The 25,237-nt window shown below is 46.1% G+C and carries 23 protein-coding genes; 8 read left to right on the forward strand and 15 right to left on the reverse strand.

From position 1 onward, the window contains the following. Positions 1 to 2 precede the first annotated feature (2 nt). Positions 3 to 752: a bifunctional 2-polyprenyl-6-hydroxyphenol methylase/3-demethylubiquinol 3-O-methyltransferase UbiG gene (locus KD145_RS13665; RefSeq protein WP_212006415.1), complete on the reverse strand. Its 750-nt coding sequence runs from the start codon at positions 750 to 752 to the stop codon at positions 3 to 5. A 26-nt stretch (positions 753 to 778) separates the two neighbouring features. Further along, positions 779 to 2,800, reverse strand: coding sequence for an LTA synthase family protein (locus tag KD145_RS13670; protein ID WP_212006416.1), 2,022 nt, complete (start codon positions 2,798 to 2,800; stop codon positions 779 to 781). 157 nt (positions 2,801 to 2,957) lie between these two features. On the opposite strand from KD145_RS13670, the gene glmM reads away from it, so the two are divergent. After that, complete coding sequence (gene glmM, locus KD145_RS13675) at positions 2,958 to 4,337, forward strand: phosphoglucosamine mutase (RefSeq protein WP_212006417.1); 1,380 nt, start codon at positions 2,958 to 2,960, stop codon at positions 4,335 to 4,337. Between the two features lie 115 nt (positions 4,338 to 4,452). Here the strand turns inward: glmM and KD145_RS13680 are convergent, their stop codons facing one another. From KD145_RS13680 to KD145_RS13700, 5 genes are all read right to left on the reverse strand, one after another. After that, on the reverse strand, positions 4,453 to 5,580 hold the full coding sequence (locus KD145_RS13680; RefSeq protein ID WP_212006418.1) for a cysteine desulfurase family protein: 1,128 nt from the start codon (positions 5,578 to 5,580) through the stop codon (positions 4,453 to 4,455). Positions 5,581 to 5,753: 173 nt separating this feature from the next. Next, positions 5,754 to 6,464, reverse strand: coding sequence for a LytTR family DNA-binding domain-containing protein (locus tag KD145_RS13685; RefSeq protein ID WP_113617357.1), 711 nt, complete (start codon positions 6,462 to 6,464; stop codon positions 5,754 to 5,756). After that, a complete protein-coding gene (locus KD145_RS13690) occupies positions 6,461 to 7,735 on the reverse strand; it encodes a sensor histidine kinase (RefSeq protein ID WP_212006419.1) in 1,275 nt (424 codons plus the stop codon). The genes KD145_RS13685 and KD145_RS13690 overlap by 4 nt, the downstream gene beginning before the upstream one ends. A 183-nt stretch (positions 7,736 to 7,918) precedes the next feature. Then, the gene (locus KD145_RS13695; protein WP_212006420.1) at positions 7,919 to 8,263 is read right to left on the reverse strand and encodes a DUF4907 domain-containing protein; all 345 of its coding nucleotides are present in this window, start codon (positions 8,261 to 8,263) and stop codon (positions 7,919 to 7,921) included. Then, a complete protein-coding gene (locus KD145_RS13700) occupies positions 8,256 to 9,251 on the reverse strand; it encodes a kelch repeat-containing protein (protein ID WP_212006421.1) in 996 nt (331 codons plus the stop codon). Before KD145_RS13700 ends, KD145_RS13695 begins: the two co-directional genes overlap by 8 nt. Positions 9,252 to 9,567: 316 nt before the next feature. Here KD145_RS13700 and KD145_RS13705 point away from each other — a divergent pair, with 316 nt between their 5' ends. Together KD145_RS13705 and KD145_RS13710 are read left to right on the forward strand one after the other, a co-directional pair. Further along, complete coding sequence (locus KD145_RS13705; protein WP_212006422.1) at positions 9,568 to 10,839, forward strand: DUF4270 family protein; 1,272 nt, start codon at positions 9,568 to 9,570, stop codon at positions 10,837 to 10,839. Positions 10,840 to 10,844: 5 nt separating this feature from the next. Further along, positions 10,845 to 12,080, forward strand: coding sequence for a hypothetical protein (locus KD145_RS13710; RefSeq protein WP_212006423.1), 1,236 nt, complete (start codon positions 10,845 to 10,847; stop codon positions 12,078 to 12,080). Positions 12,081 to 12,139: 59 nt separating this feature from the next. Here KD145_RS13710 and KD145_RS13715 read toward each other — a convergent pair whose 3' ends face one another. Next, positions 12,140 to 13,498: a GH1 family beta-glucosidase gene (locus KD145_RS13715; RefSeq protein WP_212006424.1), complete on the reverse strand. Its 1,359-nt coding sequence runs from the start codon at positions 13,496 to 13,498 to the stop codon at positions 12,140 to 12,142. A 147-nt stretch (positions 13,499 to 13,645) separates the two neighbouring features. On the opposite strand from KD145_RS13715, the gene KD145_RS13720 reads away from it, so the two are divergent. Then, the gene (locus KD145_RS13720; protein ID WP_212006425.1) at positions 13,646 to 14,698 is read left to right on the forward strand and encodes a formylglycine-generating enzyme family protein; all 1,053 of its coding nucleotides are present in this window, start codon (positions 13,646 to 13,648) and stop codon (positions 14,696 to 14,698) included. Here KD145_RS13720 and KD145_RS13725 read toward each other — a convergent pair. The 4 genes from KD145_RS13725 to KD145_RS13740 all read right to left on the reverse strand — a co-directional run bounded on the left by KD145_RS13725 (position 14,681) and on the right by KD145_RS13740 (position 17,767). After that, positions 14,681 to 15,181, reverse strand: a complete 501-nt coding sequence (locus tag KD145_RS13725; protein WP_212006426.1) for a DsbA family protein — start codon at positions 15,179 to 15,181, stop codon at positions 14,681 to 14,683. The two genes, KD145_RS13720 and KD145_RS13725, sit on opposite strands and share 18 nt — an antisense overlap. Before the next feature lie 24 nt (positions 15,182 to 15,205). After that, on the reverse strand, positions 15,206 to 15,664 hold the full coding sequence (locus KD145_RS13730) for a redoxin domain-containing protein (protein ID WP_212006427.1): 459 nt from the start codon (positions 15,662 to 15,664) through the stop codon (positions 15,206 to 15,208). Positions 15,665 to 15,794: 130 nt separating this feature from the next. Beyond that, positions 15,795 to 17,390, reverse strand: coding sequence for a M56 family metallopeptidase (locus tag KD145_RS13735; RefSeq protein WP_212006428.1), 1,596 nt, complete (start codon positions 17,388 to 17,390; stop codon positions 15,795 to 15,797). A 17-nt stretch (positions 17,391 to 17,407) separates the two neighbouring features. Next, positions 17,408 to 17,767 (reverse strand): BlaI/MecI/CopY family transcriptional regulator, encoded by a 360-nt coding sequence (locus KD145_RS13740; RefSeq protein ID WP_212006429.1) that lies wholly within the window; start codon positions 17,765 to 17,767, stop codon positions 17,408 to 17,410. Between the two features lie 378 nt (positions 17,768 to 18,145). Between KD145_RS13740 and KD145_RS13745 the strand changes: the two genes are divergently transcribed. Together KD145_RS13745 and KD145_RS13750 are read left to right on the forward strand one after the other, a co-directional pair. Continuing rightward, entirely contained in the window at positions 18,146 to 18,814 is a 669-nt protein-coding gene (locus tag KD145_RS13745) for a hypothetical protein (protein ID WP_249219830.1), read from the forward strand. Then, on the forward strand, positions 18,804 to 19,757 hold the full coding sequence (locus KD145_RS13750) for a nucleotidyl transferase AbiEii/AbiGii toxin family protein (RefSeq protein WP_212006430.1): 954 nt from the start codon (positions 18,804 to 18,806) through the stop codon (positions 19,755 to 19,757). The genes KD145_RS13745 and KD145_RS13750 overlap by 11 nt, the downstream gene beginning before the upstream one ends. A 113-nt stretch (positions 19,758 to 19,870) precedes the next feature. On the opposite strand, the gene KD145_RS13755 is transcribed toward KD145_RS13750, so the two are convergent. Both KD145_RS13755 and KD145_RS13760 read right to left on the reverse strand, forming a co-directional pair. Continuing rightward, the gene (locus KD145_RS13755; protein WP_212006431.1) at positions 19,871 to 20,548 is read right to left on the reverse strand and encodes a LytTR family DNA-binding domain-containing protein; all 678 of its coding nucleotides are present in this window, start codon (positions 20,546 to 20,548) and stop codon (positions 19,871 to 19,873) included. Beyond that, entirely contained in the window at positions 20,541 to 21,578 is a 1,038-nt protein-coding gene (locus tag KD145_RS13760) for a sensor histidine kinase (protein ID WP_212006432.1), read from the reverse strand. The genes KD145_RS13755 and KD145_RS13760 overlap by 8 nt, the downstream gene beginning before the upstream one ends. 196 nt (positions 21,579 to 21,774) lie before the next feature. Between KD145_RS13760 and KD145_RS13765 the strand changes: the two genes are divergently transcribed. Together KD145_RS13765 and KD145_RS13770 are read left to right on the forward strand one after the other, a co-directional pair. After that, entirely contained in the window at positions 21,775 to 22,428 is a 654-nt protein-coding gene (locus KD145_RS13765) for a DUF4395 domain-containing protein (RefSeq protein ID WP_212006433.1), read from the forward strand. A gap of 2 nt (positions 22,429 to 22,430) precedes the next feature. Beyond that, entirely contained in the window at positions 22,431 to 23,954 is a 1,524-nt protein-coding gene (locus KD145_RS13770) for an aminotransferase class V-fold PLP-dependent enzyme (RefSeq protein WP_212006434.1), read from the forward strand. An 84-nt stretch (positions 23,955 to 24,038) separates the two neighbouring features. Here KD145_RS13770 and KD145_RS13775 read toward each other — a convergent pair whose 3' ends face one another. Next, positions 24,039 to 25,178: a redoxin domain-containing protein gene (locus KD145_RS13775; RefSeq protein WP_249219831.1), complete on the reverse strand. Its 1,140-nt coding sequence runs from the start codon at positions 25,176 to 25,178 to the stop codon at positions 24,039 to 24,041. Between the last annotated feature and the right edge of the window lie 59 nt (positions 25,179 to 25,237).

Here is a 25,237-nt window from a genome sequence, read left to right on the forward strand (position 1 = left end):
GGCTAAGGTTTTGTAGCAACGAGGATGAGGCGTGGCGAGCGCTCTTCGTCATAGCTGTTAAAATGATAATCTCCGAAAATTTCCGTAATAACGAGTCCCTGTCGGGCAAACATCTGCTCAAAATCCTCCCGGTTAAAAGCATTGACGCTCTCTGCATAGGTGAGCCTTCTCATCAGGTTTTTATCGAGAATATTAATTTTTTTGAGGAATTTATGATCTTTCACCTCCCGGTGGATATCAAACACCACATTATCTTTTTCCTTCACTTCATCATATACGAGGTGTTTTTCCACATATGAGCTGTTCAGGTAATCGAGTACCAGCCTGCCACCAGGCTTCAGGGCGTTGGTCAGGGTACGGAGAGCGTTGTTATTGTCGCGCTGGGAGGCAAAATAACCGAAGCTGGTGAAGAAGTTGAACACCACATCGAAGTAGTTGACACGGAAAGGCAGGCGCATATCGTGCTGGAAAAAGCTCAGGTGCTCATTTTCCATTTTCTTGGCGATATTAATGCTCTCTATGGAAAGATCTATGCCGGTAACATCGTATCCTTTGTCCGCCAGGTATTTGGCATGACGGCCCTTACCACAGGCCACGTCCAGCATCTCCGCATGTGGAGAGGGCTGAAGATAAGCCAGCAGCTTGTCAATGAATGCAGCTGCCTCCTGTTCGTCCCGATTGCTGTATAACAGGTGATAGTAAGGAGAATTGAACCAATCTTTAAACCAGCTTTTATCTATATCTATATCCATAATTCGCAAATTGCCGTGGCAACAGTTTATTTTTTATTATTAAACATCAAATATCGCGTGCTTTCGTAGAAGCCACGTGTTAAATTATCCAGATTTTTTGCCGTGTCCGGCTGCTGGGCCTGTATGTTCTTAGTAGGATCGGCCTGCAGGTCGTACAGTGCAGTGGCTGCAGTGACCAAATTGATCTCATACAGGTATCGGTCACCGATGAGCGCGTAATAAGGCTGCTGATTACGCAAATAGGTGATAAACACGTATTTATCATTTACCCGGGTACTGTCCAACAAGTTGGTGCCCAGGGTATAGTTGTTATAAGGTATACCTACCATGCTGGCCATTGTAGGATAAACATCCAGGAGGCTGCCGGGAGTATTAATCACCTGTTGTGGCGCCACATGGCCGGGACTGTACATAAAAGCAGTCACGTGCACCCCGCCGGTGGCCAGTTCGTATTCCGGCAGCGGCATAAAGGAATACGGATTGAGGATACAGTTGTGGTCGCCGAAGAACATAAAGACGGTATTGTTGAGGTAACCATCTTTACGGGCCATGTCTATCAGGTGACCTACGTTGTAGTCTTCATAGCGCAGGGCATTGAACTGATCGATGGACACGAATCCGGATTTTTTGAATTTTTCCATATCGATGTCCTTTTCCTTCACTTTTTTGAAATCGCCGGCCCCGCTGGTGGTGGTATATGGCGGGTGGTTGTCTGCCAGCTGGAGGAAAGCCACAAAAGGTTTCTTCTGATCGTTGCTGGCTTTGAATATTTCGCTGGCTTCGGTGATCAGGTCGTAGTCGGAGATGCCCCATACATCGGCTTTGCCGGATTTGTACATCCCTTCTTCGTGAATGTTGATACCTTCCACGTTGTTGGTGAATACGGCGCGTATGTTGGCCCAGTTGGTACTACCGCCGAGGAGATACAGTTTTTCGTATCCTTTGAACTGGTCCATGATGATACGCTGGTCCAGCATTTTAGGATGGCGGCTGGCCGTTTTCACGGCAGTAATGTCGGGCAGGCCGGTAGTGACACCAAAAACAGTTTTGGCGGTGCTGATGGCCGGCACGTAAAAGTTTTTGAAGAGGATACCGCTGTCGGCCAGGCGTTTCATGTTGGGCGTGGCCTGCATGGGATTGTTGTACATGCTGGTAGGCGCTGCACCGGTAGACTCCAGCATGACCAGAATGACATTGAGCTTTGGTTTGGTGGAATCAGCGGGGACAGTACGGCGGTAATCCAGTTTTTCCGCATCGGGCTTGTCTACCTTCAGGTATTCTGCGATATACGGATAATATTTTTTAGTGAGATTGATATCGTAGGTATCACCCTGTACGGAGAAATTGGAGACGAAATACAGGATGGGATTGAGTCCCAGGCTGGTCACGCCATTGTCGCGGGTAAACATGGCCTGGCTCCAGCGCAGCGGGAAATAGGCGAAGTTGCCATAGATGCCGGCGGCGATCAGGAGGGTAAGTCCGGTAACATAGCCGGTGAAGGGCCAGTTGCGGAGATATACCGGCGGCTCGGCGGACAGGTGGTTCCAGGTGCGCCTTTGCAGGCGGAATACAAGGTACAGGAATACGAAGAGCCCCAGGAAACCACGTACCACCGGGTAACTTTGCCATACCATACGGGCATTGTCTGCCCGCTCCCCTTTAGCCAGGAAACGCAGGATGGACGGGTCAAGACGTAAACCCAGGTAGTCGTAATGCCCCAGATCGAGTATAAATAATAAGGTAAGGACAGTAAAAACAATAAAAACATAAGTTCTGTTAATATTGCGTATAACCTTTGAAGTAAAAAAACGGTTACGGGCAATGACCGCCATGAGGGCGATGGGGATTACCAGGATAAGCGCCAGCCGGAGATCGAACTTAAGGCCCAGGTACCACGCCTTTGTAATCACAGCACTGCTGGTAATGGTCGACTTAAAGAAGAACAGGTAAAAAATAGCCCTGAACAGCACCATCAACAGGAAAAGATAGAGTGTTTGAACAACCACATAACGAATATACCGGGGTATATTCTTCCAGAAGTTTTGCATGCAACGTATAGCTGTTTTTTTAAAAGCGTAGCTGCAAATATAATGAAAACTGAGTGGGGAAAATGGCTGTTTCAGGGGTAAGGCTCATCATCTTTTCATAATTAGGAAATCTGGAGTGGATTTTTTTATATTTGCCTTCCTTAAAAAATTGAATCTCGTGGCACTGATCAAATCAATATCCGGCATTCGCGGAACCATTGGCGGCAAGCCCGGCGAAGGACTCTCTCCCCTCGATGTAGTAAAGTTCACAGCAGCTTACGGTACATGGCTCTCCCGCCAGACCGACAACCGCAAAGTGGTAATCGGCCGTGATGGCCGCATTTCCGGCGAAATGGTGAAAAACCTGGTAGTTTCCACACTGAATGCCCTGGGAATCGACGTAGTTGATCTGGGCTTGTCTACCACACCCACTGTGGAAATTGCCGTTAAAATGGAAAATGCTGCAGGCGGTATCATTCTCACTGCCAGCCATAATCCAAAAGAATGGAACGCCCTCAAACTGCTGAATGCGGAAGGGGAATTCATTTCCGGCGCAGACGGCGCGGAGCTGCTCGATATCGCCGAACGCGAAGACTTTAACTTCGTTGATGTGAATAAACTCGGCTCCTACACCCAGGACGATTCTTATCTCCAGAAACATGTAGACCTGGTAGTGAACTATCCTTTGGTGGATGTGGCCGCTATTAAAGAGCGTAACTTCAAAATCGTAGTGGACGCGGTTAACTCTACCGGTGCCCTGTTTGTACCACCGCTGCTCAAAGCATTGGGCGTGGAAGACGTACAGGTACTGTTCGGGGAAGTGAATGGTAAATTCAGCCACAACCCGGAACCACTGGCCGAAAACCTGACTGCGTTATCCAATGAAGTAGACAAATCCAACGCTGATCTGGGCATCGCCGTAGATCCGGACGTGGACCGTCTCTGCTTCGTTTGTGAAGATGGCAGCATGTTTGGTGAAGAATATACCCTGGTGGCCGTAGCTGACTATGTACTCAGCAAACGCAAAGGCAATACGGTTTCCAATATGTCTTCCACCCAGGCATTAAAGGATATCACGCTGAAACACGGTGGTGAATACACGCCATCTGCCGTAGGAGAAGTAAACGTGGTAAAGAAAATGAAAGACACCCAGGCTGTCATCGGCGGCGAAGGTAATGGTGGTATCATCGTTCCTGACCTGCACTATGGCCGTGATGCACTGATCGGCATCGGTCTTTTCCTGAGCCACCTGGCACAGAGCAAAAAAAACATCAAAGCGCTGCGTAACAGCTACCCCGACTACTTCATCTCCAAAAATAAAATCGAGCTGGACAAAGGTGTGGATGTAAAAACCATCTTCGAGAAAATCAAAGGGAAATACAAAAATCAACCGTTAAACACGGAAGATGGCCTGAAGATTGAGTTCGACAAAGACTGGGTACACCTGCGCACCTCCAACACAGAGCCTATTATCCGTATTTACGCTGAAAGTCAGAACGAAACAACGGCTGACAATATCGCCAAACGGATCATGCAGGACATCAAGGAGTTTATGTGATTTTGTAATTTTTTTATTTTATCATTTTTTTATTTAAAAAGAAGACCGAAGCGATTATTATGCTTCGGTCTTCTTTTTTTATTGAAAAAATAACAAAATGACAAAATAAAAAAATTTAGATCAGTTCTTTCAGTTTTGTGATCACCTTGTCTATTTCCGCTCTGGTGTTGTTTTTAGAGAAGGAGAAACGTACAGCGATCTGGTTAGGATTGCTGTTGATGGCTCTGATCACGTGGGAGCCGGCGTTGGCACCGGAGGTACAGGCACTGCCACCGGAGGCACAGATACCGTTGATGTCCAGGTTGAACAGGATCATCTCGCTCTTTTCTGATTTAGGGAAAGACACGTTCAGGACTGTGTACAGGCTACGTCCGTGCAGGTCGCCGTTGAAGGCTACGCCCGGAATGTTTTTCTCCAGTTCTGCAGCCATATACTGACGCAGGTCGTTGATATACTGACTATGCTCGTCGTAGTGTTCTGTGGCCAGTTCCAGCGCTTTGGCGAAACCGATGATGCCGTACAGGTTTTCGGTGCCGGCGCGCATATTGCGTTCCTGGCTGCCACCCTGGATGAAAGGCGTGATTTTCACGTTTTCATTGATATACAGGATGCCTACACCTTTAGGGCCGTGAAACTTGTGACCGGCGCCGGTGATGAAGTGTACCGGTGTATTGCGGAGGTCAAAAGGATAGTGCCCTACGGTTTGTACGGTGTCGGAATGGAAGATGGCGTCAAACTCCTTGCAGAGGGTACCTACTGCGTATAAGTCGAGCAGGTTGCCGATTTCATTGTTGGCGTGCATCAGTGTCACCAGGCATTTTTCCTTGGAGCCTTGCAGCAGTTCACGGAGATGGTCCATGTCAATATGGCCGGATGGCAATATTTTGACAAATGACAGGGCCACACCGTCGTGATGATGCAGGTACTCTACAGTATGCAGGGTGGCGTGGTGCTCAATGGGTGAAGAAATGATGTGTTTGCATCCCAGGTCCTTCACTGCCGCGTTGATGGCCGTATTGCTGCTCTCTGTGCCGCCGGAGGTAAAGAATATTTCTCCCGGGTGCGCATTGAGGGTCTTTGCTACGGATTTACGTGCATTTTCGATGCCCAGTCTGGACTCTCTACCATAAGAATAGATGGATGACGGGTTACCGAATTTTTCAGTCATATACGGCAGCATGGCATCTAATACCACCGGGTCCAGGGAGGTAGTTGCTGCGTTGTCAAAATAAATTCTTTCCAATGTTGGTGGTTTTTGATTAAGGTTCTTTTTTGAATGGTGCCACCAAAGTTCCGAAAAAAAATGAAAATATGATGATCCGAACAGATGGTTATTTAAAATAAAGTGAAGCCTACAGCGGCTATAGGCTTTGTCTGCTGATTGTCTTCACTTTATTTTAAACAACCATCCTATAATCAGGAGTTTCTGTTGATCACGTCATAGAAGCGTTCGCGGTAGCCATCGCTGATGGGGATAGACTGATTGGCAATCATGACGGTGTTTTTCTCCACGGAGTTGATTTTACTGAGCGACACCAGGTAAGAGCGGTGTACCCGGATGAATTTATCTGCCGGAAGACGGGTTTCAAATGATTTGAGGCTGCGCAGCGTGAGCACAGGGAGGTTGGGAGTATAGATTTTCGTATAGTCTTTCAATGCTTCGATGAAAAGAATATCTTCAAGATTGATCTTGATGATTTTGTATTCCGTTTTGATGAAGATGTAGTCATTGGTCCAGGCTGGGTCCAGCTGGGTTGTTTTCTGCTGATTGGCCGAGAAGGCTTCACTGGCTTTGGCGGCGGCTTTGAGGAATCGTTCAAAGGGCACAGGCTTCAGCAGGTAGTCTACTACATCGAGGTTAAAGCCATCGAGGGCATATTCGCCGTAGGCAGTTGTAAAAACTACCATGGGCGGATATTTCAGAGATTTCAGGAATTGTATGCCTGTAATATCCGGCATTTTGATGTCCAGGAATACCAGGTCTACCGGTTCTTCCTGGATAAAGCGCAGGGCGGTAGCCGCGTTTTCGAATTTACCGGCCAGGCTCAGAAAGGGCACCTTACGGATATAATCCTCCAGGATTTCCAGCGCCAGCGGCTCATCATCCACAGCAATACACTTTATCATTTTTTCAATACTATTTTAAGATCCACAATAAACTGGTTGTCTGATTCTGTGATGGTGATTTCATGGTCACCGTGATAAAGCATGTCCAGCCGCTTCAACACATTCTGTAATCCAATACCTCCTCTTTCAGCCACCCTTTCCTTAAAGAGGCTGTTTCTGACCATTAATCTGATCATATTTTCGGCGATCGTAATATCGATATTGATAAAGGAGTCTTCCGCATAACTGATGCCGTGTTTAAAGGCGTTTTCCACGAAAGGGACCAGCAGCATGGGTTCTATCTGAAAGCCGGCAGGCTGGCCGTTTAAGGTATATTGGATCTCTATATCCTGTGGCAGCCGCAGCCGCTGTATGTCAATGTAGTCCTGTAGGTATTTTAGTTCGTGTTCCAGCTGTACTTTCGCTTCATTGGATTCATAGATCATATATCGCATGATGGTTGATAACTTCAGGATAGCATGTTCCGTTTGCCCTGATTGTTTATGTGCCAGCGAATAGATAGTATTCAGACAGTTGAAAAGGAAATGTGGATTAATCTGCGACTTCAGAAATTTCAGTTCTGCATTCAGTTTTTCTACTTTCAACGCTTCCCGCTGCTTTTCACTTTCAAACCACTCCACCGCTATCTTAATAAAACCACTCATAAACAACATCAGCAATGCAAAAAAACCAGATCGGCGGAGCACTTCCGGGAACAGCAGGTATTCCCAGAAAGAAGGTTTCTCTCCCATTATACGGTATAAGCGCGGCGGCGGCATTGGCATTGTAGATACCACCGGCTTGCCCATTCCAAAAACAGCTGCATCTCCTTTTGCCGGCACTGCAACCACCGAAGCCATCTCTGTCACCCCTTCTTCGAATAAACGGTACCGATGATGAAACGGTGGGAAGCCGCTTCTTGTTACACCCTCCTCCGGATGATTTTTATCCATACGCATGGTCATCATCGCGGAGCGGCCCATAAAATTTCTGAAAAAATAATAATCAAGCGCGGCCTGTTGTATCGTGATAAACACCACCAGCAACATCACAGTAGAGAGATAGAGTACTATTTTTTTCCGGTTGAAAAAACGTGGAATCAACACATAAATGTTCAGATAAAAAATAGCAATCAGAAAGAGATTATCAATCAGCTCTTTGATGAAAAATCCTTTGTGCAGAATTTGTATGCGGTAGATGAAGAAAGGAAAGAATAAAAAACATACCCATCCCAACACATGCAGGGCCACGACGACAGGGCGTTTTTTTAGTATCCGTTTGAAATTAGGCATCACTTAGTTTGATGCGATAAACATACAACCGTATCCGGTTACGCTTGTGTTAAAGTTTGTTAATCCTGGTATAACGGATTGTTAAAATTAATAGAGATTAAAATCCAATTAAAACAGGGAATCCCACCCGGTTTTTAGTAATTAAAACCAGGTGAGATCAAACCCGTTGAACAGACAACATCCTTATTGTATACCGGCCACTTGCATTTTCATTAATTCAGTCAACGTAACAGCTGGCAATTTGTGTTGCATCATTTTCTCCAGCACCAGGTTACCTACCCGTTGTGCATCTTCCTTCGAATGAAAAGCCTGGTTACCCGCAACACCGGGAATAACATCCTGATAGATGTAGGGCTTATTATCCATCATCACTTTATATCCCCATCCACCATTGATTTCGAAAGGCACCACTGTCAGTTGCACCATGCCGTCCTGCTGCGCAGACGCCGGTTTACGATGCCTGGCAACTATCAGCAGCAATAATAATACGGCTGCTCCTGCCAGGATAAATAATTTTCGTTTAGTCATATTGGTTATATGCCGCTGTAGGATCAAATTCAAACATATTATCAAACGGCTGGCTGGAACTGGTGCCCAGCACTACAAAGCCGCGGTCTTTTACAGCAAAGCCGACAGCACCGTTGCGGGCAGCACCTTCAAAATCTGTTTTCTGCACCCACAGATCAGTACCGGGGTTGTACTCCCATACGGCAGTTGACAGGCCCGTTTTGGTACCGGTTGCTATATATCCCAGGCCGCGCATGGCAAACGAAGCGGCACCACTGCCTTTAAAGTTGTAGCTGTCATCATAACTCTGGTCAGACACGTTATCAATGGAACGCAGTGCTGTCCATGTTTCGGTCGTACCATCGAAAGCATAAAAATCGGATACATAAGTACCATTAGCGGTACCCATACACACATAAGCCTTGTTGCCGATCACAAAAGCATTACCATCCTGTCTTTTACCACTGGTGAGGCTTTGCACCTGTGTCCAGGCATTGGAGGCGGGATCATAGCGCCAGTTATCTTTCAACCAGTTGCCATCATAACCCGTAGCGATATATCCTTTGTCATTCAGCGCAAAACTTACGGCACCATATCTGGCAGTACCGCCAAAATCAGCTTTGCGGGCCCAGGTATTGGATGCAGGATCATACTGATAAAAATCGTTCAGTTTGTTGAGGCCGTCATAACCGGTACCTACATAACCTTTTCCCGCCATGGCCATTCCTACGGCTCCACTGCGGCCAGCACCCGGCAACGCGGCTTTCTGTGTCCACTGGTTCAGGTCTACATCATACACCCAGAAATCCTGCAGTCTGTTTTCACCATCGTACCCGGTACCTACATAGGCTTTGTTATCTATCACAAAAGACGCAGCAGCACTCCTGCCCACTCCTTCAAATTCGGAACGTTTAATCCAGTTGCCTATTTTATCAGTAGTGGTGGAACTCTTGGAACAGGCCATCAGGGAAGCGACCAATAATAAACTGTAACCTTTTAAATAACGCATTAGCATGTTCTTTTTACTATTGCCAAAATTATCCGCAGGAGCATTCCGGCAAACAGGAAATAGACATTCCCCTCTTTTTAAATGACAGATACCGCTTTTTCATCTCCCAGCAGTAATCTTTCCTCCTTAATGGCTATCAGGACACTATTGGCAGCATAAAGAACGGATTAAAGGATTCATCGATGAATAATGGCCGTTGGCATATTACAGCAACTGTAAGTATCGATCCTGTCTAAAATTGCGCACCATGAACGAGACTATTTTTTCACACAAAGGTGCAAAGTGCTCAGGCGGTATTATATACGTAACTACCGTTATGACCCTACTTGTAACAGCCCTCTGCAGCTCCTGTCAGAAGGCTGGTTTCACCTATGACAATGTGGTAGATAACCAGCAAACAGATTATATCCTCACCGATACCCTTTCGCTGACGATGAAAACCATTCAGTATGATTCGGTGCCGACCTCCGGTTCAGGGATATTACTTACCGGTGTTAAAGCAGATCCCTATTTCGGAACTTCTACTATCAACTCTTTCTTCCAGTTGCAGGCACCATCTTCAACAGACATTCCTGTCAATGGGTCCGGCTTCGACTCCCTGCGGCTTCTCATGAGGCCCACGGGGTATATTGCCGGCGATTCCACCATACCACAAAGTTTACAGGTGTATCGTGTCACACAATCGATACAGTTTGCCAAAACTTTCTACTACCTGTACAACAACAGTAACTTCACGACAGAAAATACTCCGCTCGGCACTTTTACCGGCATCATCCGGCCAAAGACCGACAAAAGCATCTCCATAAAAATGTCTGACGCACTGGGCAGCCAGTTGTTTACCATGGTACGCGACAAAAGCCCTGACATCTTCCCTACTTCCAGTTTCCTCAATTTTTTCCCGGGGCTGAAGATTACACCAGGCCCCGGAAGCGCGTCTGTTATGGCATTCCAGGCGATAGATACTGCACTGACTATGCGGTTGTACTATCATATCAATGAACTGATTCCAACGGCCAGATATATAGATTTTAAAATGAACGGCAGTGAGCTGCAGTTTAACCAGGTATTGAGTAACCGTACCGGCAGCCCGCTGGAAAAACTACAGGGACCTGTAAAAGAGCTGCCATCCGCCGCCACCGGCAATATGACGTTTACACAGTCGCTCACGGGCGTGGCTACACGTATCGATATCCCCTTCCTGAAAAATATGCAGCAACTGGGACAGTTTTTTAAGATCATGAAAGTGGTGCTGACCGTATATCCTGCCAGCGGCACTTACGCCAATAGCAGCCAGATACCTGCTAACCTGGCCCTTTGCCAGGTAGACAAAACCAATACCGTGACAGATACCATCAGTTATGGCAATCTCTCCATAGATAATCAGTACAACGAAAACACCTACTACTCCTACGATATCACCAATTACTGCAACACCCAGCTGTCGGCCGATCTGGCTGGCACCCGCGGCCTGTTGCTGACAACTCCCGGCGGTGCCGGCAGAAATACCCTCAACCGGTTGATAACAAACGATCAGCAGGTCGCTAAAAAGAAAATAAAAGTCCAGGTGTACTACCTGTTGTATAAATAACGGACATGACTATGCGCATAAAAAGATATACCTGTTTTTTGTGTTTACTGCTGCTGACCGCAGCCGCCCAGGCACAACACGGCCTTAACTCCATCTATTCCGCCTATGGAATAGGAGACCTCGAAGAAAGGGATTACAGCCGCAATTTCGGCCTCGGAAGCACCGGCATAGGCCGTCGTAACAGCGGCTACCTGAACGAGCTCAATCCCGCCTCCTACAGCGCCCTGCCTACACAAAGCTTTATGCTCGATGTTTCGATGAAAGCCCAGTACCTGAACTACTCCGGCAACAACATCTCGCAGACCGCCTCCGATCTCAACTTCAAAAGGCTGGCACTGGGTTTTAAAGCAGCCCGGTTCTGGGGCATCAGCGCAGGCATCACTCCATTCAGCACTGTCAATTTCAAAGTGCTCAACAACCAGTTCATCACCGGTACCGGCAACCCGATCACCGCCGCCACTACCGGCACCGGCGGGCTCAACAGGGCCTATATCTCCAATGGATTTCAGTTGAACAAACATTTCTCCATAGGAGTGTCCACCGGTTTTCTCTTCGGGCCGCTCAATACCGCACAGACAACCGGTTCCGACTCCCTCATCACACAGCATAACACCTATACGTTCAAGCCCAACTTCACCGCCGGCGCTCAATACGTGACCAAGGTAACCGACAAATGGCAGCTGGGACTGGGCGCCACTTACCGCTTCCAGACCAGGATGAAGCTGCAACAACAGCTCAACATCGTGAACCAGGATGCCCTCTCCTATTATAGTGAACAGCTGGCTCCCGGCTACTTTACGCTGCCCGCCGAATACGGCGCCGGTATTTCACTCACCAATGGTGCCCTCACCTGGGTAGCAGACTATCGTCATCAGCAGTGGAATAATCTCAGCGAGAAAGGACTGAACTATTATTATCAGGATGGCCAACGGTTTTCAACAGGAGTGGAATATGCGATCAATAAACAATACTACAACCGTCCCATCGAAGCCCTTATCCTGCAGGCCGGTTTTAGTTACAATCAATCGCCACTGGTCATTAAAAACACTTCCATACACGATATTGCCGGTACACTCGGGGCTTCCCTGCCCAGCAAAAACGGGCAGCTACGCTACTATATCGGTATAGAAGCCGGACAGCGTGGCACTACCAGCAATGGACTCATTAAGGAAAATTATTTTAACGCTGTATTTAACTTCAGTCTGAGAGATCTATGGTTCCTGAAGCGACTGAACCAGTAAGGGTTTCCGTTAAAAACGCCGGGCAGCGAAATGATGCTGCCCGGCGTTTTTAATTTCGTTTATTCATTCAACAGATTCCGGAACCAATAGCCCGAATCCTTGATCGTTCTTTGCTGGGTTTCAAAATTAACATGTACGAGGCCAAAGCGGGCACGGTATCCTTCGGCCCATTCAAAATTGTCGGTCAGGGTCCAGGCAAAATAACCATCTACCGGCACTCCTTCCTGTTTGGCTTTGAGCACGCCTCCCAGGTATTCTGTAAAATATTGTATACGGTCGTTGTCGCGGATAGATCCGTCTTCATCCCGGATATCAGGGAAAGCAGCCCCCCCTTCGGTAACGATGAGTCTTTTTACACCGTCATAGGCTGCAAACTGTTTCAGCACTTCATACAGGCCATTACCGTTGATTTCCCATCCCAGGGCGGTGGTAGGCACGTTGCGGGCTTTCGGCTTCACTTCTGATATATTGATGACGGGCATAAAAGCATTATGCTTTACTACCAGCGGGAAATAGTTTTGTACGCCGATAAAATCAAAATCAAAGGGCAGCTTATCCCAGTCGCGCCAAAGGGCATAACGCCGCTCTATCTTTTTCAGCAGCGGAAAGTCTTCAACAGGATAACCCATACCCAGCGCCGGTTCGAGAAACAGCCTATTAAACAGCGCATCGGCCTTTCGGGCAGCCCTCAGGTCCTGTTCATTGTTGGTAAAGGGAATAATCTGGGAGCAGGACAAGGCGGTACCTATCCTGGCACCGGCTACTTCTTCCCTGACCACACGCCCGCCTTCTGCCTGTGCCATCACCGCATGATGCACTGCCGGCAGAAACCACGACAAGCCAAACTTACCAGGCGCATGCACGCCCAGCATATATCCCAACGCCGTAAAACCGAATGGCTCATTCAGGATGATCCAGTGTTTTACCTTGTTGCCAAAAGCCTGCGTACATACGCGCACGTAGTTTTCAAAAGCAAACACCACACCCCGGTGGCACCATCCGCCTTTATTTTCCAGCGCCTGTGGCAGGTCCCAGTGATATAAAGTAACATAAGGCTCCAGACCCAGCTCCAGGCATGCATCTATCACACGGTGATAAAAATCAATACCCGCCTGATTAACCGCACCGGTGCCTCCGGGTATGATCCTGGACCATGATAAGGAGAAACGAAATACGTTGAAGCCCAGCATTTTAGCCAGTAAGATATCCTGTGTATAACGATGATAGAAATCACACGCTACCTGTGCATGGGTTTTATCACGGATTTTGCCCTTTCGGCCAGAGAAGGTATCCCAGATGGAAAGTCCCTTGCCATCACGATCATGAGCGCCTTCATTCTGAAAAGCGGAAATGGTGACTCCCCAAAGAAAATCATCCCCGAAATCCTTTCTGGTAAAAGGCATGACTGACTGTTCCATATGCAAAACCTGAATAACAGTGCCGGTCTGTTGCACCGATCAGGGTGCAGTTTACGACAGTTTGCGTAAAAAAATCATTATATTATTGTTAACGGTGATGCGAGCCCTTTGTTTGCGGGATACTCCGAACTTTCTTATTTTGTGCGGATGAGCAGGCATTTAATATATCTCAGTATAATCACATCCCTGACGGCCTGTGCAGGCAACAGCCGGCCAGCCGTTCAACAGGATACTACCACCACTATCACTGGCACGGATACACTCAACAGGATGGTACTGGTTCCGGGTGGCACGTTCAGCATGGGTGCAGATGACAGTACCGGCATGCCTGATGAGTATCCCAAACATAGTGTGAAAGTGGATAGTTTCTGGATGGATGAACATGAAGTATCCAACCGTGAATTTGCTGTCTTTGTAGCGGCCACCGGTTATGTGACCACCGCCGAAAAGCCAATCTCCAAAGAAGAACTGATGGCCACCCTGCCTCCGGGCTCAGCAGAGCCGGACAGCAGCATGCTGGCGGCCGGGGCGCTGGTGTTTACACCGCCCAATCATGCAGTGCCTTTCAACGATGTATCGCAGTGGTGGAGCTTTATTGCAGGCGCCAGCTGGCAACATCCGGAAGGACCGGGAAGTGATATCAAAGGCCGGGAAGATCATCCTGTAACGCAGGTATCCTGGCATGATGCACAGGCTTACGCCAAATGGGCCGGCAAACGCTTACCCACCGAGGCAGAATGGGAATATGCAGCCAGAGGCGGCCTTTCCAACCAGATATATCCCTGGGGCAGTGAAGCCCTGACTGCCGGCAAACCTAAAGCCAACACCTGGAATGGTAATTTTCCCTATAAAAATACCCATACAGATGGATTTGAAAACACAGCGCCTGTAAAATCGTATAGCCCTAACGGTTATCAGCTGTATGATATGTCCGGCAATGTGTGGGAATGGGTGTCTGATCTGTATGATGCCCGTTATTACGCACAGATGGAAAAGGGAACTGCCAACCCTTCCGGGCCGTCCAAAGGGTATGATCCGGAAGATCCGGCGCTGGAAAAACATGTGATCAGAGGGGGCTCCTATATGTGCAGTGACGAGTATTGCCGCGGGTACAGAGTATCTGCCAGGATGAAAACAACCCCTGAATCGGGCCTGGCCAATCTGGGATTCCGTTGTGTACGCTCAGTGACGCACCACTGATAACAGGTTACGATAATCTCCGTTATATCTTTTACCATTGATAAAGAAAGTAGGTGTGCCATTCACACCACTGCGCACACCACTTTCGAAGTCAGCTTCTACTTTGCTGACCAGGCGGTTGTCCTGCATATCTTCTTCAAACTGGTCGAGGTCCAGCTTCAGGTTACGGGCCAGTTCCATAAACAAATTATCGCTCAGCTGCCGCTGATGGAGGTAGAGGGCATCGTGCATATGCCAGAACTGCTGCTGCCTGCCGGCTGCTTCGGCAGCTATGGCCGCATCCATGGCGTACTCGTGGGTTTCTGCCAATGGGAAATGCCGGAATACAAATTTGATATTATCTGCAGACCGCAGCAGGTCACGGACTACACCGAATGCTTCTCCACAGTAGGGGCATTGAAAATCTCCATATTCTACAATCTCCACAGTGCCCTGGGGATTGCCGGTTACATGATCGCGGCTGGTAATGGGAGGTGTAAGCATATAATTGAGTTATCAGTTTTTTGTTCAGGCGGTCATCGTCATGGATTCCAGTGCCTGCAGAATACCATCAGCACCGGGGTTTTCATCGATAGGCGACAGATAGCTCCATTGTATCATCCTTTGCTGATCGATGACAAACAGGGCACGCTGACTAACGCCTTCCTTATACACGCCGTACTGGCGTGACACCGCTCCCTTGGGCTCAAAATCCGACAGCAGGTTGAAGTGCAGGTTCCTGTCTTTCGCAAATGCCTGATGACACCATACACCATCCACAGAAATGCCTAGCAGCATAGCGTTATACTTTTCGAAGAAATGGAGCATTTCATTGTACAGGGCCATCTGGTCGCTGCAAACGGGGCTCCAGTCGGCCGGATAAAATGCGAGGATGACATTTTTGCCATGCAGGTCCGATAGCCTGAAAGGTTTGCCGGGAGCTGCCTGGAGAGTAAAATCGGGTGCTTTATCGCCTTTTTGTAACATAACCGCTATTTATCCGGGGAAGAAAACAGTGCTTAAGTATAACGTTAATGCCCGGAGAAAGTTGACTACAAACAAAAATGCCACGGTGGCGGACCGTGGCTTTTTGCTTCCCGAGCGAAGAGAAGATGAATCAAGGTTTAGCGTCTGATTCTACTTTTGCTTGTCTGGCATCTTTATCATTTTTATTGGCATTGACGCTGCCTTGCTCTTTGGAGAGGAGGGTGATTTTATCGGCAGACATAGTATTGCCTGAGGCACCCTGTACAGATGCATTGTTAGTGTTGACCATAATAACGTGGCCCATCACCGTCACTTTTCCACCGTTAGCCGCGCTACCGCCAGTAGCTACAGATACATGGTTGGCTGTTCCAGAGATGGTCGTGTTTTTTGCTACAAAAGCCTGGCCGCTTATCGTTTTTTTATTGGCAGCAGCCCAGGACTTGGTAAATATTTCAATTACACCGTTGCGGGCGGATTCACCGTATTGTTCTATATAGGTACCCGTAGAAGCACCTTTGTAAACACTGATTGATTCAATATCATCCGGATTGAGGGAGTGTATTTCCCCATCGGTGATGGGTCTGCCGTTCAGCAGGTACAGAGGGCCCTCGCCATTAACCGTATTAGCACTTCCCCGGAGGGTAACAGGTGCCGGTCCGCCAGCAGCTACTGCACCTGCTTCTTTAGGTGCTGGTGCTGCCAGTGGGGTTGGGTTCGCTACCACAGCAGGTGCGGCTGGTCTGGCTTTCGGGGAAGCAGTGCGCTCCGGTGATGCCGGTTCGGCAACAAAAACCGCCTCACGTGGACCGGTGGAATCTTTAGGTTGTACAGCGGCAGCGGCAAATACCGCCTGGTGGTTGGCCACCGATGCCCGGCTGTAATTGAGCGATAATACCAGGCCTCCCACCAGTACGCCGAAAGCTCCATAGCGTACCACCTGGATGGCTGATGACTGTTTCCTGTTCATCATAATGATCCTGTTTTTTAAATGTGAGAAATTGAAATTGTTTGCGATGGCCGTCGCATATGGGATCCCACTAACTTGTATCAGACTGTATTGATATGTTTTTTTATCTATGCCCTGCTTCAGGAGATAACGATCAGTAATAAATTCCAGGTTTTCGCGGATCGCTGTTTTCATCAGCCAGGCACCGGGGTTAAACCAGTAAAAAGTATTATTCAGTTCTCCCAGTATTACATCGGCGCTGTGCCATTGTTTCACATGTACCTGCTCATGGCGGAGGATAGCCGGTATTTCATCCGGCTGATGCAGAGAAGGATTAATGTAGATATGGCGGAAAAACGAGAAGGGGGATAACTCCTTCTGCAATGTCCGCACGGCAGCGCCTTCTACTATACCAGGCCTGGACTTCCTATGGATCCTCCAGAGTGAGAAGAGCTGCCCGGCAAAACGTATAGACATTACCGTTACACCTGCCCAGAAAAGATATACCAGCAAGGTCCACACGGTGAAGCTGTCTCCATGCGTTTTGAGCGCTTCGAGATCTGGCAGATAAGTCATGCCGCCGGCAATAGCCTGGTGCCGGTTGACAAATGAATTAACAGCTACTAATGGAAATAAAGAGGAAAAAGCAATGCCGGTCAACAGGAACACCCTGTTAAGGGTGTAAAAGGTCAGCCTTCTTAATCCCAGCCAGTAAGCGAGGAAAAAAAGTGTCAGCGCAATATTGGCCTTCAGGAGGTATATCAGTATGGCAGGTATCATTGTTTTCCAGGTTTAGGTTATTTACCACTTTCAATCATCCGGATAATTTCTTTGAGCTCTTCAGGGCTGATCTTTTTTTCTTTGGCGAAGAAAGATACCAGCTCCTTATAAGAGTTCTCAAAGTAGTCTTTTACAAAACCACTCATGAACCTGTTTTTATAGGTCTCTTCTTTTATAATCGGCGTATATTCATATACGTTACCCACCTTATGACTTTCCACAAATCCTTTCTTTTCCAGATTTTTAATGGTAGAAGCCAGTGTAGTATATGGCGGTGCCGGTGCAGGATGTGCTTCCAGGAAGTCTTTCACAAACCCTTTCCCCCTTTTCCATATCGCCAGCATGGCAGCTTCTTCCTGTTGTGTGAGCTTTTCCATATTGATGAATTTATTAATTACGAACTTTTCGTAAATCTACGAAAGTTTCGTAATTAAGGAAATATTTTCGGGGAAAATTCTCAAAAAGAATTCAAAAGAATAATTATCAAATAATTATTCAAAAAGGAATATGCAGGGTAGGCTGTATTTAAATATGCAGATGTTTGAATCTTTCAGTATCCAATCATCATCACGAGGTTCCAAACAATGAGAAGGTTTTTTAATTACATAACTACACACAATAATATTTCACTACCCCTATATAATAGTGTTCTGTGTTATTTAAAAAATGAGAGCGCTTTCGCCCAACCGGAACTTTATTAAATCAAAACTACTACTTAATACTTTAATTATCAATAACTTAATTAAGAAATTTGCATGAATTTTAAATTAAATTACTTGCAAAAAGATGATTTAGTGCTATATTTGTATAGAGGAACAGAAAAAATGAAAAAGCTAGAGGAACTCAAAAAGCATCTGAGAAGTGGTGAGGTATATCGCCGCGCTGATTTAGCTCAATGGTCTAATGCTGTTGATCGCCATCTTGTAATGCTCTTAAAAGAAGGTTTGCTTGAGAAGGTATCGGCTGGACTATATTATGTTCCCAAAGAAACTGTTTTTGGGGTCGCACCACCTGATGAGAAAGTGCTAGTACGCACTTTTTTAAAGGATGATAATTTTTTACTGACCTCACCAAACGCCTATAATAGTTTGGGAGTTGGAACGACCCAATTGTATAATAAGCGCATTGTATATAACCATAAAAGGCATGGTGAATTCAATTTGGGTGGTAAAGAATTTTTTTTCCATTCTAAACATCATTTCCCCAAAAAGCTCACCCCTGAATTTTTGCTGGTCGATTTAGTCAATAATATAGATACCCTGGCAGAGGATAAAGAAGTGCTTTTAAAAAATGTTTTTGCAAAAGTAACTTCAATGGACAGGAAACAACTAAAGCGATCCTTGGATAGCTACGGTAATGTCAAAACTAAATCTCTATTGTCACCTGTATTAAACGAACAAAACCAGATTGCCCATGCCGTCTAAATTTCTTCATGAGCATAAGAATTTTGCTGATCTTTTAAGAATCCTGGAAAAAGAGACGGGAATCCTTGCGGGCCTTATTGAAAAAGACTACTGGATTATGCACGTATTATACGGCCTTAAGAAGCAAGGCTTTTCATTTGTAATGAAAGGCGGGACTTCTTTATCGAAGGGCTATGGCATTATTGACCGATTTTCAGAAGATATAGATATTCAAATATACCCACCGGATGATTTAGGAGTTGTATCCAATCCTAAGAATATTAAAGGAGATGCCGTAGATTCGAGAAGGCAATATTATGATTGGCTTGCAGAACAAATCAAAATTGAGGGAATTACATCAATATTACGTGATAAGGCATTTGACAACGAAAAAACTTATAATAGCGGCGGCATCAGGCTGTTTTATGAAAGCTCCGCCGATAAAGTAGAAGGAGCTAAAGAAGGTATACTTCTTGAAGTTGGATTTGACACAGTGACACCGAACAACAACTTGAGAATTAGTTCATGGGCCTATGAGCGTGCAGTTAGCGGTAAAATTAAGATTGAGGATAATCGAGCCATTGATATAGCCTGTTATCATCCCGGATATACTTTTGTCGAAAAGCTCCAAACTATCGTAACAAAATTCCGAATTGAACAGGAAAAGAGGCAAGAGAAGCCCAATCTAATGCGCCAATATTATGATATTTACTGTTTGCTTGACAATCCACTAGTACAGGAATTTATTGGTACGGACGATTATCAAAAACATAAAGAGGTTCGTTTTACAGGTAAGGATAAAGGTGTCTTTATTGCCGAAAATGAAGCATTTCATCTCAGTTCTCCCGAACTGCAAAACAAATTTAAAGAGCGGTACGAAGCGACTAAAAGCCTTTATTATAAGGGACAACCTCCTTTTGAAGAGTTGCTCCAACGCATAAAAAAAAATATTGAGCGATTATAGAAATGTATATGACGTTTCAGATTGCAACATCTTGTCAGCTCACTATTAACTTAGTAAACTGCCAAAATCCAACAAATCCTGTAATAATCGGTTAGACAACTCTCCCTTTCTCGCTACAATTTATCCAGTATATCCTTATATCCTCTTCCAATAGGAATGGGTTTCCCTTTTATTTCCACTACTTCAGCGGTATAGGAATCAATCTGATTAACAGAAACAATGAAAGAACGATGTACGCGCTTGAAAATATTCCCTGGCAGCAGCTCTTCGATCTCATTGGTACTCATCTTGGACAGGTATTCACTGCTGATGGTCACGATTTTAATATACTCCCGCTGGCTTTCTATGTACAGTATCTCCGAAAACCGGATTTTTACTCTCCGCTTCTGTACATATACGAAAATAAAATCCCTGACCTCCTCTATTCCCCGGCGGGGGTCGGCTTTTACTTTATTAACAGCCGTAAAAAAACGTTCAAATTCGATAGGCTTCAGCAGGTAATCTGTTACATTCAGGTTAAAACCCTCTACCGCATATTGATGATAGGCAGTAGTAACAATCACGGAGGGCGGATTCGTCAGTGTTTTAAGAAAAGCCATTCCTTTCAGCCTGGGCAGATGGATATCCAGAAAGATGAGATCCGTTTCGTTACGCAACAGAAACTCTGAAGCAAGGATGGCATCTTTAAAAATACCTTGCAGCTCCAGAAAGGGAACTGCTGAAACGTAATCCTTCAGCACTTTTGCTGCCAGCGGCTCATCTTCTATAATAATGCATTTTATGCTAGACATGACTGTTGAGATTTATTTTCAGGACAGCGGTAAACATAAAATCTCCCGGCCGTATATCAAGACTGTAATCAGTATATAACAATGCCAGCTGGCGGCGTAAGTTAGATAAACCGATATTTTCTTTCACTTTGTTATCATCCACTGGATCACCGGTGGAATTTTCTACTGTAAAAAGTAGTATCCTGTTTTTTACAGAGAGAAAAATATTTACCCGCGGGCGGTCTCTGGTTTCCGATACGCCGTGCTTAAAGGCATTTTCAACCAGTGGAACCAGCAGCAGCGGAGGAACACCCTGCCTGCTGTCTTCCAGATCATGACTGAAATTAACCTGCAGCGATTCATCATACCGCAGTTTTTCCAAGGCAATGTAATCATCAATAATCCTCAGCTCCTGTTCTATAGCTGTATAGGGCGCGCTGGTTTCATACAGCATGTACCGCAGGATCTTTGATAAGCGCAGAATAGATTCCGGCGCCAGGTCGGACTTATCTCGGGCCAGTGAATAGATATTATTCAGTGTATTGAATAAAAAATGTGGATTAGTCTGTGATTTGAGATAGTTCAGCTCTGCCTGCTGGCTTTCTATCTGCAGTTGCTGCGATGATTGTTTCAGCTTTACATAGTTGAAAATATGTCTGGTTATTCCAAAAATAACAACCGATCCAATGCTATACCCTGTAAGGCCACCGATTCTCTCCGGTATGGACATCGTTTTATCCAGCACCGTATAGATATGCAATGTTACACCCAGCGATCTCCAGAGAAAAAAACCAAGGGAATAAATAAAACAATACAGCAACACCTGCAGGAATGATTCAAACCATCTTTTCCAACTCATACCTGGTAAGGCGTATTCAAAAAGCCGGTAGTTGGCTACCGTCAGATAACATACCAGCCATAATTCATTGACCGCCCGCTGAGGGAAATGACCGGCACCTTCCACTACATCCCCCAGCAGGTTGAGCAGTAAAAAAATCGGAATGAGCCAGATATACAGCTTATATCGTTTTATGAGACATAATTTCTTCATAGGGATGTTTGGTGCCATAAATGTCGATAAAATGTTTTTCATTTCACTATCCGGCAATGGACATTGACTTAATTCCGCAGTTTGTTTACCATTACTCGTTGTTCGTTGACCCGGCATGTCTGCAAAATGCCCGATTCTCTAATCTTGTACTGTCAACAAATCAACATCCATCTTCACACTCAATATTAATCAAAACATGAACAACCTTATTCAATTCGGAGAGATCGTTGAAGGATATAATATCCCCGTACTAAACGAGAGAGAAGTCAGAGCCGCTGCAGGTATCCTATTTCTCGCCACCTATACTTCATTATTGTTTATTCTCTTTGACGGAAATTTTATCCCTGTCAAATATGTGATCACTTTTTTCCTGTTAGACTTCCTGATCCGTGTACTGATCAGCCCCAGGTTCTCTCCCACCTTGATAGCAGGACGTTTGATCGTCCGGAATCAGACACCTGAATATGTAGGTGCAGCGCAAAAAAAATTCGCCTGGAGTATTGGCATTGTGCTGTCGGCCACTATGTTTTATTTTTTTATCATCGTTAATGCCTATAGTATTATTACCGGCCTGATTTGCCTGGTCTGCCTGCTGTTTCTGTTTTTTGAAGCCGTCTTCGGTATCTGCCTGGGTTGTATATTTTATCGGTTGTTTAACCGGAAGAAGGTACAGTATTGCCCGGGAGAAGTATGTGATATCAGCTCCAGACAAAAGATTCATAAAGTGTCAATCGGACAGTTAATTGTACTGGCATTGTTTATCGCGCTGGTTTACGCTGCATCTGGTTTGTTAATTGAACGATACAGCAAAGCACCGCATGATTTATTTAAAACTGCTCAATCCAGATAGTTATGCTTTCATTATCTATCCCTGGGGTAAGCGGACTGGAAAGCTACTTCTCCTTTTACAGAAAGAATATCATCGGCCAGCAGACGTATTTTGAATCCCCATTTGGCCCCCAACGGATCATTTATGCCGACTGGACGGCCAGTGGCAGAGCCTACAGACCAATTGAAAATCATATACAGCAGGAAATACTTCCTTTTATTGGCAATACTCACACCTGCACTACTGTCACCGGCAGTTCGATGTCCAACGCCTATGAAGAGGCAAAAACGATCGTCAAAAATCATGTTAATGCCAATAGCGATGACGTGCTGCTCTTCTGCGGCAGCGGAATGACTGCCGCTGTAAACAAACTGCAGCGCATACTGGGTCTGAGAATACCTGAGCGCCTGGCATCCTATACTACAGCGATATCACTGCCATCTGATGAAGCCTGGAGACCTGTTGTTTTTGTAACACATATGGAACACCATAGTAATCATACCAGCTGGCTGGAAACCATTGCCACCGTGGAAATCATCGGAATGACGGAAGAAGGGATGGTGGATTTGCTTCACTTCAGCTATTTACTGGAACAGTATAAAAACCGCCGGCATAAAATAGCTGCTGTAACCGCGTGTTCAAATGTTACCGGTATCCGGACGCCCTATCACCAGATTGCCCAACTCATTCATGCATATGGCGGGTGGTGTTTCGTGGACTTCGCCTGCTCAGCACCCTATTGTGATATCAACATGCATCCTGAGGCCCATGGTGCCCACCTGGACGCCATTTACTTCTCATCGCATAAATTCCTTGGCGGACCGGGCACTCCGGGGATATTGATATTCAATCAGGAGCTTTACAACAATAAAATACCTGATCAGCCGGGAGGAGGTACTGTAAAGTATACCAATCCCTGGGGAACACATGTATATACACAAAATATCGAACAACGTGAAGACGGTGGCACTCCCCCGTTTCTTTCCGGCATCAAGGCAGCCATGAGTATCCGGCTTAAAGAAGAGATGGGCGTAGCCTGTATGCTTCAACGGGAAGAAGAACTTCTATCCATTATTTTCTTCAGGCTGACTGCTATGCAAAATGTGGAGGTGCTTCAAGCCAATGTCACTAACCGGCTAGGCGTGGTCTCTTTTATGGTAACGGGCGTGCATTACAATTTAATAGTAAGGCTGCTGAACGACAGATTCGGGATTCAAATGAGAGGAGGATGCTCCTGCGCAGGCACTTACGGGCATACACTGCTGCATGTTGATAAACCGGAATCATACGCCATACTCCATGCCATCCATGCAGGAGATTTATCCTGCAAGCCTGGCTGGGTGCGGTTATCCATCCATCCTACCATGACTGACGACGAAATTAATTTTATCCTGGATGCCATTGAGATAACTATTACGCATATACGGGAATGGGAAAAAGATTATTACTATGATCGTGGTTCAAATGAGTATTTCTTCAAAGGAGATATTAACAAAGGGCTCAGGAAGATACAGGACTGGTTTGATATGGAGCGATGGACAGACTGAAGATATTGTTTTCGGGAGAAGCATAAAAAAGGGCTGACCGAGTGGTCAGCCCCTGTTATACTGTGTTTTAAACCTTCGGTGGTATTAAGGCAGTACTTCAGCCAGTTTCTTTTCGAGGTCTTCGCCGCGCAGGTTTTTAGCTACGATCTTGCCTTTAGGGTCGATCAGCACATTCTGCGGGATGGCGCGTACGCCATAGAGCTCTGCTGCAGCGTTTTTCCAGCCTTTCAGGTCGGAAACATGCTGCCAGGCGAGTTTGTCTGCTTCAACAGCAGCCAGCCATTTTTCTTTTTTATCATCGAGGGAAACGCCCAGGATTTCAAAACCTTTGTCTTTGAATTTACCGTAGGCTTTCACTACGTTAGGGTTTTCTGCACGGCAGGGACCGCACCAGCTGGCCCAGAAATCCACCAGTACATATTTACCGCGGAAAGAAGCGAGGCTGATATTTTTACCGGCGGCATCAGCCTGTGAAAATTCCAGGGCTGTTTGTCCTACTGCGGTCTTTTTAGCAGATTCCAGTCTTTTAGAAAGATCCTTACCGGAAGGAGAGTTTTTCGCTTCTTTGCTCAGTTTTTTGAACAGCGGCGTTACTTCTTCTGGTTTGATATCGTAACCAGCCACCTGGTTGAGCACAAACAGTGCAATCGGTGAATTGGTATTTTTTTGCAGGAAATCGTTTTCGATCTTTTTCTCTTCTGCTTCGAGGGCATCGTAAGCAGATTCCAGCTTTTTGATACCTTCCTCGTCTTTATTCTTTGCCAGTTCGCGATACTGCTGCTGGAGGGCGGCGCTTTTTTCGTTCACATCCTTCAGCTGGTCCTGGAGGCGTCTGTAGTCCTCGTTGGCCTGGGAACCGGTTACGGTGGCTTTGCTGATGGAATCGGTGGTATTTATCACGACGGTTCCGTTATCCAGGAATACAGCCAGCATGTCGCGGCCCATCGATACTGGTTTGTCTGCACTTTTCTGCACCAGCATCAGGCTGGCCAGGATGGGCTCTTCCAGATTGCCGGAAAGAGAGAATTTACCATCTTTCACCTGGGCGCTATCAGTCAGCCATTCCCCGTTTTTACGCATTCTGAGGAATACGGTAGCGGGCTTTTGCTGTTGGGAAATAGTTCCCTGAATGGTAAAGGGTTTACCCGCGGAGGCAGCTTTTTTATCCTGGGCAAACAATATCGTTGGCATAAGTAGGGCGACCCCTACAAAAGATCTCTTCATTGGTTTTTAATTTACGAATAACAAATTTGGCAAATCAATTGGTTATTGTCAACCTGATT

Source organism: Chitinophaga sp. HK235 (genome assembly GCF_018255755.1).
Classification (GTDB): Bacteria; Bacteroidota; Bacteroidia; order Chitinophagales; family Chitinophagaceae; genus Chitinophaga.

What these genes read in the sequence shown, in the direction of transcription:
- KD145_RS13700 (WP_212006421.1), bottom strand. Translation starts at nt 9,251, where the DNA reads ATGCGTTATTTAAAAGGTTACAGTTTATTATTGGTCGCTTCCCTGATG.
- KD145_RS13715 (WP_212006424.1), bottom strand. Translation starts at nt 13,498, where the DNA reads ATGGAACAGTCAGTCATGCCTTTTACCAGAAAGGATTTCGGGGATGAT.
- KD145_RS13750 (WP_212006430.1), top strand. Translation starts at nt 18,804, where the DNA reads ATGCCGTCTAAATTTCTTCATGAGCATAAGAATTTTGCTGATCTTTTA.
- KD145_RS13725 (WP_212006426.1), bottom strand. Translation starts at nt 15,181, where the DNA reads ATGCTTACACCTCCCATTACCAGCCGCGATCATGTAACCGGCAATCCC.
- KD145_RS13735 (WP_212006428.1), bottom strand. Translation starts at nt 17,390, where the DNA reads ATGATACCTGCCATACTGATATACCTCCTGAAGGCCAATATTGCGCTG.
- KD145_RS13765 (WP_212006433.1), top strand. Translation starts at nt 21,775, where the DNA reads ATGAACAACCTTATTCAATTCGGAGAGATCGTTGAAGGATATAATATC.
- KD145_RS13755 (WP_212006431.1), bottom strand. Translation starts at nt 20,548, where the DNA reads ATGTCTAGCATAAAATGCATTATTATAGAAGATGAGCCGCTGGCAGCA.
- KD145_RS13685 (WP_113617357.1), bottom strand. Translation starts at nt 6,464, where the DNA reads ATGATAAAGTGTATTGCTGTGGATGATGAGCCGCTGGCGCTGGAAATC.
- KD145_RS13690 (WP_212006419.1), bottom strand. Translation starts at nt 7,735, where the DNA reads ATGCCTAATTTCAAACGGATACTAAAAAAACGCCCTGTCGTCGTGGCC.
- KD145_RS13665 (WP_212006415.1), bottom strand. Translation starts at nt 752, where the DNA reads ATGGATATAGATATAGATAAAAGCTGGTTTAAAGATTGGTTCAATTCT.
- KD145_RS13770 (WP_212006434.1), top strand. Translation starts at nt 22,431, where the DNA reads ATGCTTTCATTATCTATCCCTGGGGTAAGCGGACTGGAAAGCTACTTC.
- KD145_RS13695 (WP_212006420.1), bottom strand. Translation starts at nt 8,263, where the DNA reads ATGACTAAACGAAAATTATTTATCCTGGCAGGAGCAGCCGTATTATTA.
- KD145_RS13705 (WP_212006422.1), top strand. Translation starts at nt 9,568, where the DNA reads ATGACCCTACTTGTAACAGCCCTCTGCAGCTCCTGTCAGAAGGCTGGT.
- KD145_RS13745 (WP_249219830.1), top strand. Translation starts at nt 18,146, where the DNA reads ATGAATTTTAAATTAAATTACTTGCAAAAAGATGATTTAGTGCTATAT.
- KD145_RS13720 (WP_212006425.1), top strand. Translation starts at nt 13,646, where the DNA reads ATGAGCAGGCATTTAATATATCTCAGTATAATCACATCCCTGACGGCC.
- KD145_RS13710 (WP_212006423.1), top strand. Translation starts at nt 10,845, where the DNA reads ATGACTATGCGCATAAAAAGATATACCTGTTTTTTGTGTTTACTGCTG.
- KD145_RS13670 (WP_212006416.1), bottom strand. Translation starts at nt 2,800, where the DNA reads ATGCAAAACTTCTGGAAGAATATACCCCGGTATATTCGTTATGTGGTT.
- KD145_RS13730 (WP_212006427.1), bottom strand. Translation starts at nt 15,664, where the DNA reads ATGTTACAAAAAGGCGATAAAGCACCCGATTTTACTCTCCAGGCAGCT.
- KD145_RS13775 (WP_249219831.1), bottom strand. Translation starts at nt 25,178, where the DNA reads ATGAAGAGATCTTTTGTAGGGGTCGCCCTACTTATGCCAACGATATTG.
- KD145_RS13740 (WP_212006429.1), bottom strand. Translation starts at nt 17,767, where the DNA reads ATGGAAAAGCTCACACAACAGGAAGAAGCTGCCATGCTGGCGATATGG.
- KD145_RS13760 (WP_212006432.1), bottom strand. Translation starts at nt 21,578, where the DNA reads ATGAAGAAATTATGTCTCATAAAACGATATAAGCTGTATATCTGGCTC.